General features: G+C 73.5%; 11 protein-coding genes, 1 tRNA gene, 1 pseudogene and 1 riboswitch. Of the genes and pseudogenes, 11 read left to right on the top strand and 2 right to left on the bottom strand.

Annotated features, from left to right (window positions below; genetic code table 11):
* The first annotated feature begins 71 nt into the window (after positions 1-71).
* The 3 genes from ACZ6EM_RS18620 (at position 72) to ACZ6EM_RS18610 (ending at position 5,011) form a co-directional block, all read left to right on the top strand.
* Complete coding sequence (locus tag ACZ6EM_RS18620; protein WP_401044313.1) at positions 72-2,375, top strand: HelD family protein; 2,304 nt, start codon at positions 72-74, stop codon at positions 2,373-2,375.
* 370 nt (positions 2,376-2,745) lie between these two features.
* Positions 2,746-4,218, top strand: coding sequence for an NAD-dependent malic enzyme (locus ACZ6EM_RS18615; protein ID WP_401044310.1), 1,473 nt, complete (start codon positions 2,746-2,748; stop codon positions 4,216-4,218).
* Between the two features lie 508 nt (positions 4,219-4,726).
* Entirely contained in the window at positions 4,727-5,011 is a 285-nt protein-coding gene (locus ACZ6EM_RS18610; protein WP_030242980.1) for an HU family DNA-binding protein, read from the top strand.
* A gap of 73 nt (positions 5,012-5,084) precedes the next feature.
* Here ACZ6EM_RS18610 and murA read toward each other — a convergent pair whose 3' ends face one another.
* Complete coding sequence (gene murA / locus ACZ6EM_RS18605) at positions 5,085-6,425, bottom strand: UDP-N-acetylglucosamine 1-carboxyvinyltransferase (protein ID WP_359904238.1); 1,341 nt, start codon at positions 6,423-6,425, stop codon at positions 5,085-5,087.
* Positions 6,426-6,725: 300 nt separating this feature from the next.
* Here murA and ACZ6EM_RS18600 point away from each other — a divergent pair, with 300 nt between their 5' ends.
* The 6 genes and pseudogenes from ACZ6EM_RS18600 to ACZ6EM_RS18575 all read left to right on the top strand — a co-directional run bounded on the left by ACZ6EM_RS18600 (position 6,726) and on the right by ACZ6EM_RS18575 (position 14,197).
* Positions 6,726-7,310, top strand: a complete 585-nt coding sequence (locus ACZ6EM_RS18600; protein WP_359904235.1) for a YqgE/AlgH family protein — start codon at positions 6,726-6,728, stop codon at positions 7,308-7,310.
* A 63-nt stretch (positions 7,311-7,373) separates the two neighbouring features.
* Complete coding sequence (locus ACZ6EM_RS18595) at positions 7,374-7,652, top strand: DUF3039 domain-containing protein (protein WP_359904233.1); 279 nt, start codon at positions 7,374-7,376, stop codon at positions 7,650-7,652.
* 91 nt (positions 7,653-7,743) lie between these two features.
* A complete protein-coding gene (locus tag ACZ6EM_RS18590) occupies positions 7,744-9,354 on the top strand; it encodes a beta-N-acetylhexosaminidase (RefSeq protein ID WP_465772777.1) in 1,611 nt (536 codons plus the stop codon).
* Positions 9,355-9,720: 366 nt separating this feature from the next.
* The gene (locus ACZ6EM_RS18585; protein ID WP_355265826.1) at positions 9,721-10,587 is read left to right on the top strand and encodes an FAD binding domain-containing protein; all 867 of its coding nucleotides are present in this window, start codon (positions 9,721-9,723) and stop codon (positions 10,585-10,587) included.
* 68 nt (positions 10,588-10,655) lie between these two features.
* Positions 10,656-11,213, top strand: a pseudogene (locus ACZ6EM_RS18580) ((2Fe-2S)-binding protein); the annotation flags it as partial.
* Positions 11,214-11,869: 656 nt separating this feature from the next.
* Positions 11,870-14,197 (top strand): xanthine dehydrogenase family protein molybdopterin-binding subunit, encoded by a 2,328-nt coding sequence (locus ACZ6EM_RS18575; protein WP_380545566.1) that lies wholly within the window; start codon positions 11,870-11,872, stop codon positions 14,195-14,197.
* 86 nt (positions 14,198-14,283) lie between these two features.
* Here ACZ6EM_RS18575 and ACZ6EM_RS18570 read toward each other — a convergent pair.
* Positions 14,284-14,355 (bottom strand) — tRNA-Cys (locus ACZ6EM_RS18570).
* Between the two features lie 85 nt (positions 14,356-14,440).
* Positions 14,441-14,506, top strand: a riboswitch (guanidine-III (ykkC-III) riboswitch).
* Between the two features lie 44 nt (positions 14,507-14,550).
* Between ACZ6EM_RS18570 and ACZ6EM_RS18565 the strand changes: the two genes are divergently transcribed.
* A complete protein-coding gene (locus ACZ6EM_RS18565) occupies positions 14,551-14,865 on the top strand; it encodes a DMT family transporter (protein ID WP_380545568.1) in 315 nt (104 codons plus the stop codon).
* Positions 14,866-14,989: 124 nt separating this feature from the next.
* Positions 14,990-16,429: an MFS transporter gene (locus ACZ6EM_RS18560; RefSeq protein ID WP_452178236.1), complete on the top strand. Its 1,440-nt coding sequence runs from the start codon at positions 14,990-14,992 to the stop codon at positions 16,427-16,429.
* Positions 16,430-16,432: the final 3 nt, after the last annotated feature.

The raw sequence follows: 16,432 nt of genomic DNA, 5'->3' as shown, positions 1-16,432 counted from the left end.
CGGGGGTGGCGGCGTAGGATCATCCGTCCGCTCGTTTTCCGGAGCGGGATTCCGCCGCAACCACCGAGGCCATGCAGAGCAACACGCCCACCACCCCCGCCACCGACCACGAGACCGTCCGCGCGCGCGAGATCGCCGGTGAGCAGCAGCACCTCGACACCGTCTACCACCGGTTGGAGGAGAAGCTCGCCGAGGCCGAGTACATCCTGGAGGACGCCGCCAAGCGGGTCCAGGTCGGCACCCCCGGCGCGCTCGCCGAACGCGACGCCCAGGTCTACCGGGCCGGCGCCCACCTCCACCGACTGAACAGCGAGTTCGAGGACTTCCTGTTCGGCCGGATCGACCTCCAGCGGGCGGACGCCCCGGAGGAGCACGGGATCCCGTCGGACACCCCGCTCGACCCGGCCGACCCGGCCGTCGCCGAGACCCTCCACATCGGCCGACTGGGCGTGCTGGACGCCGAGTACGGCCCGCTGGTGATCGACTGGCGCGCGCCCGCCGCCGCCCCCTTCTACCGCGCCACCCCGGTCGAACCGGGCCGGGTGATCCGTCGCCGGGTGATCCGCTCCAAGGGCCGCAAGGTGATCGGCGTCGAGGACGACCTGCTGCGTCCGGACCTCGCCCCGACCCTGGACGGCGAGGAGCTGGCCGTGGTCGGCGACGGTGCGCTGATGGCCTCGCTGGGCCGCGCCCGCAGCCACTCGATGCGCGACATCGTCTCCTCCATCCAGAAGGAGCAGGACGAGGTGATCCGCGCCGCCGCCGCGGGCGCCACCCTGGTCACCGGCGGCCCCGGCACCGGCAAGACCGCCGTCGCCCTGCACCGCGCCGCCTACCTGCTCTACCAGGACCGCCGCCGCTACGCCGGGGGCATCCTGGTGGTCTCGCCGACCCCGCTGCTGGTGTCCTACACCGAGGGCGTGCTGCCCGCGCTGGGCGAGGAGGGCCAGGTCGCCATCCGGGCGGTCGGCTCGCTGGTGGACGGCATCGAGGCGGGCACCTACGACACTCCCGAGGCGGCCCGGGTCAAGGGCTCGGGCCGGATGGTGCAGCTGCTGCGCCGGGCCGCCCGCGCGGCGCTGGAGCTGGGCGCGCCGCAGGAGCTGAAGGTCGTCGCCCGCGGCGAGGTGCTGAAGCTGGACGCCTCCCGGCTGAAGGCCGTGCGCGGCAACGTGGTGGGCTCCGGCGGCACCCCGCTGAACCTGCTGCGCCCGCGGGCCCGCCGGCTGCTGCTGGACGCCCTGTGGCAGCAGGCCACCAGGGACCTGCCGAAGCCCGCCGACCACTACGCCCGCGAGCAGCGCCAGGAGGAGAAGGAGTCCTTCGACGAGTACGTCTCGGACGAGGCCTCGTTCCTGGACTTCCTGGACGCCTGGTGGCCGGCACTGAGCCCGCGCCGGGTGCTCGGCACGCTGCGGCAGCACCGGCACACCAACCGGATCGCCCGTCGCGCCGTCACCCCGGACGAGGCCAGGCTGCTGGCCGCCTCCTGGCGCCACCTGTCCGCGGAGGGCGCGGGCGCGCTGTCCGCGCACGACGTCGCGCTGATCGACGAGCTCCAGGTGCTGCTGGGCGAGCCGGCCCGCCCGAAGGTCCGCGAGGTGGACGCGGTGGACCTGCTGAGCGGCCTGGAGGAGGTCACCACCTTCGCCGACCGCTCCACCCGCCAGCGCGACCGCCAGCCGGTCGAGCGCAGGGAGTACGCGCACATCATCGTGGACGAGGCGCAGGACCTCACCCCGATGCAGTGGCGGATGATCGGCCGCCGGGCCCGGATGGCCACCTGGACGATCGTCGGCGACCCGGCGCAGTCCTCCTGGCCGTTCCCGCAGGAGGCCCAGGCCGCACTGGACGACGTGCTCTCCGGCAAGCCGCGCCGCCGCTTCACGCTGACCGTGAACTACCGCAACCCGGCCGAGATCGCCGAGGTCGCGGCGAAGGTGCTGGCGCTGGCCGCGCCGGGCACCCCGTCGCCGAGCGCGGTGCGCCGCGTCGGCGTGGAGCCGCGCTTCGCGGCCACCACCGACCCCTCGCCGGAGGCCTTCGGCGAGGCCGCCCGGGCCGAGCTGGAGCGGCTGCTGGCCGAGGTGGACGGCACCGTGGCGATCGTGGTGCCGATGGACCGCCGGGACGAGGCGGCCGGCTGGGCCGAGGGCCTGGGCGGGCGCGTGGTGGCGCTGGGCAGTCTGGAGGCCAAGGGCCTGGAGTACGACGCGACCGTGGTGGCCGACCCGACCGGCATCGCCGGCGAGTCGGAGGCCGGGCTGCGGGTGCTGTACGTGGCGCTGACCCGCGCGACCCAGCGGCTGACCGTGCTCTCCGGCCCGGACGACCTGCCGGACGCGGACGGCGTGCCCGCGCTGCTGCACGGCTGACGGCCCGTCGGGTCCCGTCGGGTCCCGACGGAAGAAGGCCCCTCACCGGACGGTGAGGGGCCTTCAGACGTTTACGACACCGACCCGCCATGCTCGCCTCGCGGCAAGTGGTCCCTCGAAGGGACGAAGGTTGGGCCCGGGGGCTTGGATCGAGCCGGTGTCCCGTCCAATGTAACGCATCGGCCGGGAGAGGCAAGGAGTGAGCGGCGGGGGACCGGCGGCCATTGGGTGGGATTGTCGGGTCCGCACACTCAATGAACGTTATTTCTGGCTACCCCTTGGAAGGTGCGACGATCGAGGTCTAGCATGCGCGGGCGATGCCTTCAACAAAATGTTGAGCCTGCGGGACAGACGGAAGAAGGAAGCGTCGATGGCGACGGTGCCCAGTGTCTCCAACTCGATCACGGTACGGCTGGAGGTCCCGGCCCGGGGCAACGCCGTCAGTGCGATCACCACGGCCGTGGAGTCCTCCGGCGGGTCGGTGACCGGTCTCGACGTCACCGCCTCCGGCCTGGAGGCGCTGCGGATGGACGTCACGGTGGCGGCCTCCTCGGTCGCGCACGGCGAGGAGATCGTCGAGAAGCTGCGCGCGATCGACGGCGTGTCGATCGGCAAGGTCTCGGACCGCACCTTCCTGATGCACCTCGGCGGCAAGATCGAGATGTCCTCGAAGCTGCCGATCCGCAACCGTGACGACCTCAGCATGATCTACACCCCCGGCGTCGCCCGGGTCTGCATGGCGATCGCGGAGAACCCCGAGGACGCGCGCCGCCTGACCATCAAGCGCAACAGCGTCGCCGTGGTCACCGACGGCTCGGCGGTGCTGGGCCTGGGCAACATCGGCCCCGAGGCCGCGCTGCCGGTCATGGAGGGCAAGGCGGCCCTGTTCAAGCGCTTCGCCGGGATCGACGCCTGGCCGATCTGCCTGGACACCCAGGACACCGACGAGATCGTCGCCATCGTCAGGGCGATCGCCCCGGGCTTCGCCGGGATCAACCTGGAGGACATCTCCGCGCCGCGCTGCTTCGAGATCGAGGCCCGGCTGCGCGAGGCCCTGGACATCCCGGTCTTCCACGACGACCAGCACGGCACCGCGATCGTCGTGCTGGCCGCCCTCACCAACGCGCTGAAGGTGGTCGGCAAGCGGATCGCCGACATCCGCGTGGTGATGTCGGGCGCCGGCGCCGCCGGCACCGCGATCCTCAAGCTGCTGATGGCGGCCGGCGTCGAGCACGCCACCGTGGCGGACGTGCACGGCGTGGTCCACCTGGGCCGCGGGGACCTCAACGAGAACCTGCGCTGGATCGCCGAGCACACCAACCGCTCGGGCCGCACCGGCAGCCTCAAGGAGGCCGTGGCGGGCGCCGACGTCTTCATCGGCGTCTCGGCCCCGAACGTCCTGGACGGCGACGACCTGGCCACCATGGCGGAGGACTCGATCGTCTTCGCGCTGGCCAACCCGGACCCGGAGGTCGACCCGGCCATCGCCCGGCAGACCGCCGCCGTGGTCGCCACCGGCCGCAGCGACTTCCCGAACCAGATCAACAACGTGCTGGTCTTCCCGGGCGTCTTCCGCGGCCTGCTGGACGCCCAGAGCCGTACCGTCAACACCGAGATGATGATCGCCGCCGCCCGGGCGCTGGCCACCACCGTGGCAGACGACGAGCTGAACGCCAACTACATCATCCCGAGCGTGTTCCACAAGGACGTCGCCAAGACCGTCGCCTCCGCGGTGCGCGAGGCGGCCCTGGCGGGGGCCCAGGAGGACCGCGCGCCGGCCCGTCCGACCCCCGGCATCGTCGGCACCCTGGACACCGCCGCGTTCCCCGTCGTCAAGCTCTGACGACCGGGTCGGGCGACGTGTCACGGATCGCTCAAATGTACGAATAAGGGCCATACCCGCCCAGCCCGCCCCGAACCCTTGCGACACAAGGGCGAGGGGCGTGTTTGGGCTTGTCAGTCCTAGGGCGTACCGTAGCCCTGCACGGGGCAGGCGTGTCCGACAAGTACGGAACGTCCCCCTGGTCTTCCGGCGTGTCGTCCCGACCGCCGCCCGCGCCCGGTCCGCCGGAGCCGACGGAGCGTCACACCTCCAACGAGCGGGCGATGTTCGGGTGGCTCGCCCGGGGCCCGATTGGCTTTCTCGGGGCCGGTCGGGGCAGGATTCGTATCCAGGCGGGCGGGTGGGCCTTCGACGGCTCCGGCGCGCGGCATCGGGTACGGACCCGGCCTGCGACCACGCATTGCCTGCATGAGCACAGTGTGCGGACCTGCGGCCCATCCGGGTGCCCCCCGGTGGGAGCACCGATGGGCCCCCGCGCACCGCAAGCGAACAGACCACAGGAGTACACATGAACCGCAGTGAGCTGGTGGCCGCGCTGTCCGAGCGCGCCGAGGTGACCCGCAAGGACGCCGACGCCGTTCTGGCCGCCTTCGCCGAGATCGTCGGCGAGGTCGTCGCCAAGGGCGACGAGAAGGTCACCATCCCCGGTTTCCTGACCTTCGAGCGCACCCACCGCGCTGCCCGTACGGCCCGCAACCCGCAGACCGGCGAGCCGATCCAGATCGCCGCGGGCTACAGCGCCAAGGTGAGCGCCGGCTCCAAGCTGAAGGAAGCCGCCAAGGGCGCTGCCTGAGCCACCCCTTGAACGCCCGAGAGGCCGGGCTCCCCGCTGGGGAGCCCGGCCTCTCGCCGTTGGGACCGGACCGTCAGGCGTCGACCAGCTGCTCGCTGGGCAGCTCGACGTGGGCGCCCAGGTCGCGCAGCTTGTCCATGAAGTTCTCGTAGCCGCGGTTGATCAGGTCGATGCCGTGCACGGTCGAGGTGCCCTCGGCCGCCAGCGCCGCGATCAGGTACGAGAAGCCGCCGCGCAGGTCCGGGATGACCAGCTCGGAGCCGATCAGCTTGGACGGGCCGGAGACGACCGCGGAGTGCAGGAAGTTGCGGGCGCCGAAGCGGCACGGGGTGCCGCCCAGGCACTCGCGGTAGAGCTGGATGTGCGCGCCCATCTGGTTCAGCGCGCCGGTGAAGCCGAGCCGCGACTCGTACACCGTCTCGTGGACGATGGACAGGCCGGTGGCCTGGGTCAGCGCGACCACCAGCGGCTGCTGCCAGTCGGTCTGGAAGCCCGGGTGCACGTCGGTCTCCAGGGCGATCGCCTTGAGCTCGCCGCCCGGGTGCCAGAAGCGGATGCCCTCGTCGTCCACCTCGAAGGCGCCGCCGACCTTCCGGAAGGTATTCAGGAAGGTCATCATCTCCAGCTGGCGGGCGCCGCGGACGTAGATGTCGCCCTTGGTGGCCAGCGCCGCGCAGGCCCAGGAGGCCGCCTCCAGGCGGTCCGGCAGCGCGCGGTGGTTGTAGCCGTTCAGCTCGTCCACGCCGGTGATCAGGATCGTCCGGTCGGTGCCCAGCGTGATGATCGCGCCCATCTTCTGCAGCACGCAGATCAGGTCGACGATCTCCGGCTCGATGGCCGCGTTGCGCAGCTCGGTGACGCCCTCGGCGAGGACGGCGGTGAGCAGCACCTGCTCGGTCGCCCCGACCGAGGGGTAGGGCAGCTCGATCTTGGTGCCGCGCAGCCGCTGCGCGGCGACCAGGTAGGTGCCCTGCGGGTGCTTCTCGATGGTGGCGCCGAACTGGCGCAGCACCTCGAAGTGGAAGTCGACGGGGCGGCCGCCGATGTCGCAGCCGCCGAGGCCGGGGATGAAGGCGTGGCCGAGGCGGTGCAGCAACGGGCCGCAGAACAGGATCGGGATCCGCGAGGAGCCGGCGTGCGCGTCGATGTCGGCGACGTTGGCGCTCTCGACGTGCGAGGGGTCGAGGATCAGCTCGCCGTCCTCGTCACCGGTGCGCACGGTCACGCCGTGCAGCTGCAGCAGGCCGCGGACCACCTTGACGTCGCGGATGTCCGGGACGTTGCGCAGTCTGCTGGGGCCCTGCCCGAGGAGGGCGGCGACCATGGCCTTGGGCACCAGGTTCTTCGCACCGCGGACGCGGATCTCGCCTTCGAGCGGATTTCCGCCATGGACCAGCAGGACGTCGTCGGTCATCGTTCTCGCAATCCGGGGTGCCAGAGGAGTCGGAAAGGGCGGCTCCGGGAGAGAGCCGGTGGTGGACCGTTCGTACGGGCGCGTTCGGGCCCCCGGCGAAACCGAGTCGGCACCGTATGGGCGTCCACCAGACGTAGATGGTAGTAGGCGCTCCGTTGGTTCCCGTGAGCCTCTCCCGTGATGGTGCTCTCTCCGGGCCCGCGCCCGCCCCCCGGTGCGGCCGTACGGGTGTTCGTCCGGCGTGGGGGTTTCCGGGTGTTGCGGTGTCCGAGCGGTGCCGTTCTGCGGGATCATGTGGGCATGACGGCGGCCCATTCGCACGGAGGCCGGTCCCACACCGGCTGTCTGCTCGTCGCGACGCCCCTGCTCACCGACCCGAACTTCGCGCGGGCGGTGGTGCTGCTCCTCGACCACGACGTCGAGGGGGCGCTCGGCGTGGTCCTCAACCGGCCGACGCCGGTCGAGGTGGGAAGCGTGCTGGACGGCTGGAACAGACTCGTCGGACAGCCGGCCGTGGTGTTCCAGGGCGGCCCGGTGGCGCTGGACTCGGCGCTCGGCCTCGCGGTGGCACCGGGGGAGCCGGGCACCGGCGAGCCGCTCGGCTGGCGCCGGGTGCACGGTGCGATCGGCCTGGTGGACCTGGAGGCGCCGCCCGAGGTGCTGGCCGGGGAGCTGGGCAGCCTGCGGATCTTCGCCGGGTACGCCGGCTGGTCGCCGGGACAGCTGGAGGCGGAGCTGGAGAGCGGCGCCTGGTACCTGGTGGACTGCGAGCCGGGGGACGTCTCCAGCCCCGAGCCGGAACGGCTGTGGCGCGCGGTCCTGCGCCGCCAGCGCGGCCCGCTCGCCCTGCTGGCGACCTACCCGGACGACCCCACGATGAACTGAGCCGACCGGCCCCGCGCCGCGACACTGGCCGGGTTTCCGGAGGCCCCCATAGACTTGGCACCCATGAGCACTCTTGAGCCCGAGCGCGGCCTCGGCACCGGCACCCTGGTCGAGCCCGTCCCACAGGTGTCCCACGGGGACGGCGACCACGAGCGCTTCGCGCACTACGTCCAGAAGGACAAGATCATGGAGAGTGCCCTCTCCGGGTCTCCCGTGGTGGCGCTCTGCGGCAAGGTGTGGGTGCCCGGGCGCGACCCGAAGAAGTACCCGGTCTGCCCCATGTGCAAGGAGATCTACGACGGCATCGGCAAGCCGCAGGGCGGCGACGGCGACAACAAGTAGTCCGCGGCGCCGCGCACAACGCCGTTTTGCATAGCACCAGGGTTTCCCCGGTGGTCTATGCCAATCGCCGGGGCGTGGGCAGGATGTCGGAATGGACCTCATTCCCGCACCGTCGAGTGCCGTTCGCCGCCCGGACGAGGACTACCCGCTCGACGCCGCCACCACGCTGACCGCACCCCCCGCGCTGGCCGACGCCGAGCGCTGGCTGCGGACCACACTGTCCGCCGCCACCGGGCTGCCGCTCGGCCCGGGCCGGCCGGGTTCGGGCATCGAGCTGGTCGAGGACCGGACGCTCGCCGCCGAGGCGTACCGGATCACGGTGCGCCCCGGCCACGCCCTGCTCGCCGCGGGCGGCCCGGCCGGAGCGCTGTGGGGCGCGCAGACCCTGCGGCAGCTGCTCGGGCCGGACGCCTACCGCCGCTCGCCGCTGCGCCGCGAGGGCTGGGTCCTGCCCGGCGCCGACATCGCGGACGCCCCCCGGTTCGGCTGGCGCGGCGCGCTGCTCGACGTCGCCCGGCACTTCCTGCCCAAGTCGGACGTGCTGCGCTTCGTCGACCTGCTGGCCGCGCACAAGCTCAACGTGCTGCACCTGCACCTGACCGACGACCAGGGCTGGCGGGTGGAGATCAAGCGCTACCCGAGGCTGACCGGGCGCGGCGCCTGGCGGGAGCGCTCGATGGTCGGCTACCGGGCCGGGCAGCGCCGCGACGACCGCCCGCACGGCGGCTACTACACCCAGGACGACCTGCGCGAGATCGTCTCCTACGCGGCCGCCCGCGGGGTCACCGTCGTCCCGGAGATCGACCTGCCCGGCCACACCCAGGCCGCCGTGTCCGCCTACCCCGAGCTGGGCAACACCGACGTGGTGGACACCGCCGCGCTCGGGGTCTGGACCGACTGGGGGGTGAGCCACAACGTGCTCAACGCCTCCGAGGAGACCCTGCGCTTCTTCGAGGGCGTGCTGGAGGAGGTCCTGGAGCTCTTCCCGTCCGAGTTCATCCACCTCGGCGGCGACGAGTGCCCCAAGGAGCAGTGGAAGGACAGCGCCGCCGCGCAGGCCCGGATACGCGAGCTGGGCCTGGCCAACGAGGACGAACTGCAGAGCCACCTCATCCGGCACTTCGACGGCTGGCTGGCCGACCGCGGCCGCCGGCTGATCGGCTGGGACGAGATCCTGGAGGGCGGGCTCGCGCCGGGCGCCGCCGTCTCCTCCTGGCGCGGCTTCGGCGGCGGGGTCGCCGCCGCGAAGGCCGGGCACGACGTGGTGATGTGCCCCGAGCAGCACGTCTACTTCGACCACCGGCAGGCGGACGGACCGGACGAGCCGATCCCGGTCGGATTCGTGCGCACGCTGGAGGACGTCTACCGGTTCGAGCCGGTCCCCGAGCAGCTGGACGAGGCCGCCGCCCGGCACGTGATCGGCACCCAGGCCAACCTGTGGAGCGAGTTCATGGACAGCGCCCGGGACATCGACTACCGGGCCTTCCCCCGGCTGGTCGCCTTCGCCGAGGTCGCCTGGTCGGAGCTGCCCGCCGAGCCGGCCGAGCGGGACTTCGCCGGTTTCGAGCAGCGGCTGACGACGCACCTGAGGGCCCTTGACGCGCTCGGCGTCGAGTACCGCCCGGCCGACGGTCCGCACCCGTGGCAGCGCCGGCCCGGGGTGCTCGGCCGGCCGATCGAGGGCCCGCCGCCGGTGCGGTAGGGCGTGTCCCGCAGGTCCCGCGGGTCCCGCCGGACCCGGCGAAGACCCGCGGGAAACGCCCCGGTCCTACCCGCGGGGAACTTCTGAGCGGTCGTCCGACGTCAAGAACTGATGAACATCTGCCCTGGCCCGGAGCGGGTCGGGGCAGATACCGCCCGGTATCAGTCTCAATCGGGCAGTCCCGTTCACCGGTCCCGAAATGATCATCGAGCATTGTGTGCCAGAGTTGCCCAACCCGGCCCGATCGCCCGTACCCTACGGGCCAGGCCGGGCTGCTGACGCAGGACAGTACGGCCGAAGGCCGGCGGGCGGCAGGCGATCGATGAGCAAGTGGAGCACGGTGGGACCCAGGTGAACCGGACGATCATGCTGCCGGCCTCCCTCGACGAGGCCGTCGACGCGCTGGCCGCCGCCCCGGCCGCGGTACCGGTGGCCGGAGCCACCGACCTGATGGAGGCCGTCAACGCCGGCCGACTGCGCCCCGCCGCCCTGGTCGGCCTCGGCCGGATCACCGAACTGCGCGGCTGGCGCTACGAGGACGGCGGCACCGCCGTGCTCGGCGCCGGACTCACCCACGCCCGGATGGACCGCCCCGACTTCGCGGCGCTCATCCCCGCGCTCGCCGACGCCGCCCGCACCGCCGGCCCGCCGCAGGTCCGCAACGTCGGCACCCTCGGCGGGAACATCGTCACCGCCGCCCCGGCCGGCGACACCCTCCCGGTGCTCACCGCGCTGGAGGCCAGCGTCACCCTGGCCCGGGCCGGGGGCACCCGCGAGGTGCCGGTCAGTCACCTGCTCACCGGACTCGACCCGGTGCGCCCCGGCGAACTGCTCACCTGGGTGCGCGTCCCGCTGCTGCACGCCCCGCAGGTCTTCCTCAAGGCCACCGGCCGCAGCGGACCGGCCCGCGCCACCGCCTCCGTCGCCCTGGTCCTCGACCCGGCCCGGCGCTCGGTGCGCTGCGCCGTCGGGGCCGTCGCGCCGGTGCCGCTGCGCCCGCTGGAGGCCGAGGCCTGGGTGGCCGGCTGCATCGACTGGGACGGCAGCCGGGAGATCGACCCGGCCGCGACCGCCGCCTTCGGCGAGTACGTGGCCGCCGCCTGCGTCCCCGACAACTACGGCGCCGAGGGCGCCTGGGAGGCCGTGACCGAGGGGCCGACCGCGGCCGCGGTTCGGTTGCGGCGTACCGTATCGGTGCTGGCCCGACGGGCACTGGGAAGGGCGCTGAAGTGACCACAGACCCCATCGAGACCCTGGACGCCGACCCGCTCGGCCTCTCCCCGCAGGTCAGCCGCGAGCTGCGCCCGTGCGCCTCGTACACGCTGCGGGTCAACGGTTTCGAACGGCCCGTCACCGACGCGTGGATCGGCGAGAGCCTGCTCTACGTGCTGCGCGAGCGGCTCGGCCTGGCCGGCGCCAAGGACGGCTGCGAGCAGGGCGAGTGCGGGGCCTGCTCGGTGCAGGTGGACGGCCAGCTGGTGGCCGGCTGCCTGGTGCCCGCCGCCCTGGCCGCCGACAGCGAGATCAGCACCGTCGAGGGCCTGTCCGCCGCCGGCGGCGCGAGCGCCGTCCAGCAGGCGCTGGCCGCCTCTGGCGCCGTCCAGTGCGGCTACTGCACCCCCGGCATGGCGATGGCGGTGCACGACCTGCTCCAGCGCAACCACCGGCCCACCGAGGTGGAGGCCCGTCAGGCGCTGTGCGGCAACCTCTGCCGCTGCACCGGCTACCGGGGCGTGCTGGCCGCCGTCCAGACCGTCGCGGACGCCCGCGCGGCGGAGGCCGAGGAGGCGGAGGAGGCCGCCGCGCAGGCCGCCGGGCCCGCTCCCGGGGGGCCGGCCGAGCCGGTCGCCGAACCGCCCGCCGACGTGCCGGTGGACGCGCCGGTCGAACCCGGGCAGGCCGTCGAGCCGCCGGTCTACGCCGACGCCGAGGCCTGGATCGAGCACGTCCCGCAGCAGCCCGTCGAGGCCCACCCGGTCGCCCACCCCGCGGAGCAGTACCACCCGGAGCGGCACGCCGCCGAGCAGCACCACCCGGCGCAGCCCGCCGTGGAACAGCACGCTGTCGAGCAGGCGCTGGCCGGGCTGCCGTACGGCGACCCCCAGGGCGGCTACGACACCGGCGTGTACGACACCACCGTGCTGGCCCCGATCCGGGACGACATCCCCGCCCGGATCCCCGCCCAGGCCGCCGACGACCAGGTGTACTACCCGCCGCAGGGCTACCCCGAGCAGCCGTACCAGGCCACCCCCGCGCACGGCACCTACGTGCCCTACCCGGACGGCCACCAGCAGCAGAACGGCTACGACACCGGGTACGACGCCCCGGTCTACGAGCCCACCCCCGCGCACGGGACCCCGCTGCCCGGCTCCGTCCACGACGGCACCCCGCACGGCACCCCGTACGCCGCCCCGCACCCGCACGGTGCCCCGGCCGAGGGCGGCGCCCCGGCCGGTGTCCCGTACGGTGCCACCCCCGCCCACGGCATCCGGCTCCCCGAGGACGACCACGCATCATGACGTCGCCTACCGACATCGGCGCAGCACTCCAGCAGGACGGCGGCGAGGGCGGCGCACCGGAGCCGATCGGCCTGGGCAGCTCCCCGCTGCGCAGCGACGCGCTGCCCAAGGCGCTCGGCATCTACCCGTACGCGGCCGACCTGTGGGCCGAGGGGCTGTTGTGGGGCGCGGTGCTGCGCTCGCCGCACCCGCACGCCCGGATCCGGGGCATCGACACCTCGGCCGCGCTGGCGCTGCCCGGTGTGCACGCCGTGGTCACCGCCGCCGACCTGCCGCCCGGACCGGACGGCACCCCCGACGGTGCCCCGGCCGGGCCGATCGTCGCCGACCGGCCGGTGCTGGCCGCCGGCGTGGTGCGCCACCACGGCGAGCCGATCGCCGCGGTGGCCGCCGACCACCCGGACACCGCCCGGCTGGCGGTCGGCCTGATCGCGGTCGACTACGAGCCGCTGGAGGCCGTCACCGACCCGGAGCAGGCCTTCACCGCGCCGCCGCTGCACCCGGACGGCAACCTGTTCCGCCACCTGCCGCTGCGCACCGGGGACCCGGACGCGGTCGGCGAGATCGTCGTCGAGGGCCTCTACCAGGTCGGCCGGCAGGACCCGGCCCCGCTCGGCGCCGAGGCCGGGCTGGCCGTACCGCGCCCGGACGGCGGCGTCGAGCTGCACCTGTCCTCCACCGACCCGCACGGCGACCGCGACCGCACCGCCGCCTGCCTGGGCCTGGAGCCGGACCGGGTCCGGCTGGTGGTCACCGGCGTGCCCGGCGCCACCACCGACCGCGAGGACCTCTCGTTCCAGGTCACCCTGGCCCTGCTGGCGCTGCGCACCGGCCGCCCGGTGAAGATGACGCTCACCCGCGAGGAGTCCTTCCACACCCACACCTCGCGCCACCCCGCGCTCCTGCGCTACCGCCACCACGCCGACGCCGAGGGCACGCTGGTGAAGGTCGAGGCGCAGATCCTGCTGGACGGCGGCGCCTACGCGGACGTCTCCGCCGAGGCGCTGGCCGCCGCGACGGCCTTCTCGGCCGGTCCGTACGTCTGCCCGAACGTCTTCGTGGACGCCTGGGCAGTGCGCACCAACAACCCGCCGGCCGGCCGGATGCGCGGCGAGGGCGCCCTGCAGGCGTGCTTCGCGTACGAGTCGCAGCTGGACCAGCTGGCCGCCCGGATCGGCGTGGACCCGGTGGAGATCCGCCGCCGCAACGCGATGTCCACCGGCGACCCGCTGCCCACCGGTCAGGCCGTCACCTGCCCGGCGCCGGTGCGCGCCCTGCTGGACGCGGTCGCCGCCGAGCCGCTGCCGGCCCTGCCGGTGGACGACCCGGACGCCGAGTGGCTGCTGCCCGGCGGGCCCGGCGGCGCGGGCGACCCGGCGGCGGTGCGGCGCGGGATCGGCTACGCCGTCGGCATGGTGCACATGCTGGGCGCCGAGGGCGAGGACGAGGTCTCCACGGCGACCGTGCGGGTCAGCGGGGACCACGCCACGGTGATCTGCGCGGCGGTCGACGCCGGGCAGGGCTTCGCCACGCTGGCCCGGCAGATCGTGCAGACCGTGCTGGGCGTCAGCGAGGTCTACATCGCCCCGGCCGACAGCGACCAGTCGATCGCCGGGCCGTCCGCCCGCGGCCGGCACACCTGGGTCTCCGGCGGCGCCGTCGAGCGGGCCGCGCTGATGGTCCGCCACCAGCTGCTGCAGCCGATCGCGGCGAACTTCGGGATGTCGGCGGAGCTGCTCCAGATCGCCGACGGCAAGATCACCTCGTACGACGGGGTGCTCGGCATGCCCGTCGCCGAGGCGCTGGAGGGCAAGGAGCTCTGGGCCACCGCGCAGTGCCGCCCGCACCCCACCGAGCCGCTGGACGAGGCCGGGCAGGGCGACGCCTTCGTCTCCATCTCGTTCTGCGCGATGCGTGCGGTGGTGGACGTGGACATCGAGCTGGGCGCCGTGCGGGTGGTCGAGATGACGGTCGCCCAGGACGTCGGCCGGGCGCTGAACCCGCGCCAGATCGAGGACCGGATCGAGGCGGGGGTGGCCCAGGGCGTGGGCCTGGCACTGCTGGAAGACCTGCGGACGGAGGGCGGGGTGCTACTGAACCCCTCGCTCACCGGCTACCGGCTGCCCACCGCGCTGGACACCCCGGAGGTGCGGATCGCCGCGCTGCTGGAGGAGCGCGACGTGGTGGCCCCGTTCGGCGCGAAGGCGGTCGGAGCCGTGCCCGCGGTGGTCGCCCCGGCGGCCGTCGCCGCGGCCGTGCGCGCCGCCACCGGCCTGCCGGTCGGCCGGCTGCCGATCCGGGCCGAGGACGCCGTCACCGCCTGACCGGGAGCTCCCGGGAAAGGCGGAAAGCAGGGAAAGGAAATTGCCGGTCGACTTTCGGAGTCGACTGGCAATTTCCTTTTCCGGTGAGGCCATGGCGGGAATCGAACCCGCGTGCACCGCTTTGCAGACGGTTCCCTAAGCCACTCGGGCACACGGCCAGTGAATTCATAGTGGCCGATCCGGGGGAGAGGGGTCAATGCCCTTTTGTAAATTCTGTATGGCAATGTGTGCTACCGTCGGGGACAGGTGGCGGTATTTCCGCCACCCCGGACGAGCGCGTCGTACCCGGTGACGACAAGACGGCGCAGTTCAGCGGCAATCCGGCCGCTGTGGACTGCGGAGGTAGCACCGTCATGGCCTGGCTCGTTCTGATCGTCTCGGGTGTCCTGGAGACCATTTGGGCGGTCGCCCTGGAATCGTCCAAGGGCTTCACCCGCCTCGTTCCCAGCCTCGTCTTCGGCATCGCACTGCTGTTCAGCATGGGCGGCCTGGCGTACGCGATGCGCACCATTCCGATCGGCACCGGCTACGCCGTCTGGGTGGGCATCGGAGCGGTCGGCACCGCGGTCTACGGCATGGCCGTCCTGGGGGATCCGGTGACCATGGCCCGGATCGCCTGCCTGCTGCTGATCGTCTCCGGCGTGGTGGGCCTCAAGGTGCTGCACTGACCTCCGCCGTGGTCCCGGCCTGGGCCCGTCCTGGGTCCCGGGGCCCGTCCTGGGCCCTGCGGCCGAGGAGATCACCGACCGGGGTCAGGGGTCATCGGGGCAGACGGCTCTTACGATGTTACGTATGACCACTGCCTCCCCCACCTCGGTCGACCCCGTACCGATACCCCTCGACGACGACCCCGGTGGTGGGGTCCTCGGCGGCCGCTACCGTGCGCTGACGCTGGGGATCGTCTCGGTGGTCCTGGTGATCGCCTTCGAGGCGACGGCCGTCAACACCGCGATGCCGACCGCGGCCCGCGAGCTGAACGGGCTCGGGCTGTACGCGTTCGCCTTCTCCGGCTACTTCACCACCACCCTGTTCGCCCTGGTCGTCTCCGGCCAGTGGTGCGACCGGAGCGGCCCGCTGCGGCCGCTGTTCAGCGGCATCGCCGTGTTCGGCGTGGGGCTGGTGGTGGCCGGGACGGCACCCGGAATGTGGGTGTTCGTGGCCGGGAGGGCCATCCAGGGCCTCGGCGGCGGGCTGGTGATCGTCGCCCTGTACGTGGTGGTCGGCCGGGCCTACCCGGAGCGGCTGCGGCCCGCGGTGTTCGCGGCCTTCTCCTCGGCCTGGGTGCTGCCCTCGATCATCGGTCCGCTGGTCTCCGGGGCCGTCACCCAGCACCTGGGGTGGCGCTGGGTGTTCCTGGCCGTGCCAGTGCTGATCCTGCTGCCGCTGGCCGTGATGGGCCCGGCACTGGCCCGCACCGAGCGCGAGCACCCGGTGGCCAGGGGCGCGGCCTTCGACCGCCGTCGCACCCTGCTGGCCGCGATGGCGGCGGTCGGCGCCGGCCTGCTGCAGTACGCGGGCCAGCGGCGCGACCTGATCGGGCTGGCCCCCGGGATCGCCGGGGCGGCGCTGCTGGTGCCGGCGGTCCTCGGCCTGCTGCCGGCGCGGACCCTGCGGGCCGGCCGGGGACTGCCGGCCGTGATCCTGCTGCGCGGGCTGGCCGCGGGGGCGTTCTTCGCGGCCGAGGCCTTCATCCCGCTGATGATGACCACCCAGCGTGAGCTCTCGCCGACGCTGGCCGGCCTGACCCTGACCAGCGGCGGTCTCACCTGGGCGCTCGGCTCCTGGCTCCAGGGCCGGCCCGGGGCGGAGCGCTACCGCACGGTGATGATCCGGGGCGGCTTCGTGCTGACCGCGGTGGCGATCTCGGGCGCCGCGCTGGTGCTGTTCCCGGCGGTGCCGGCCTGGGCCGCGTCGGTGGCCTGGGGCGTCGGCGGCGTCGGGATGGGGATGGCGATCGCGAGCGTCAGCGTGCTGATGATGAAGCTCTCCACCCCGGAGGACGCCGGGGCCAACTCGGCCGCGCTCCAGATGAGCGACGCGCTGGGCAATGTGCTGCTGACCGGTCTGGCCGGGGTGATGTTCGCGGCGCTGGGCGGCGGCTCGCTCGCCGCCGCCCACGGGGGCGGTGGGGAGGCCGGCTCGCCCGGCGCCTTCGCGGTGATCCTGCTGTCGATGGCCGGGGTGGCGCTGCTCGGCGCGGTGCTCTCCGGCCGGGTGCGGACGAAGGCCTGACGG

The organism is Kitasatospora sp. NPDC041917 (assembly GCF_055589745.1).
This window is presented reverse-complemented; position numbering and strand designations above follow the sequence as displayed.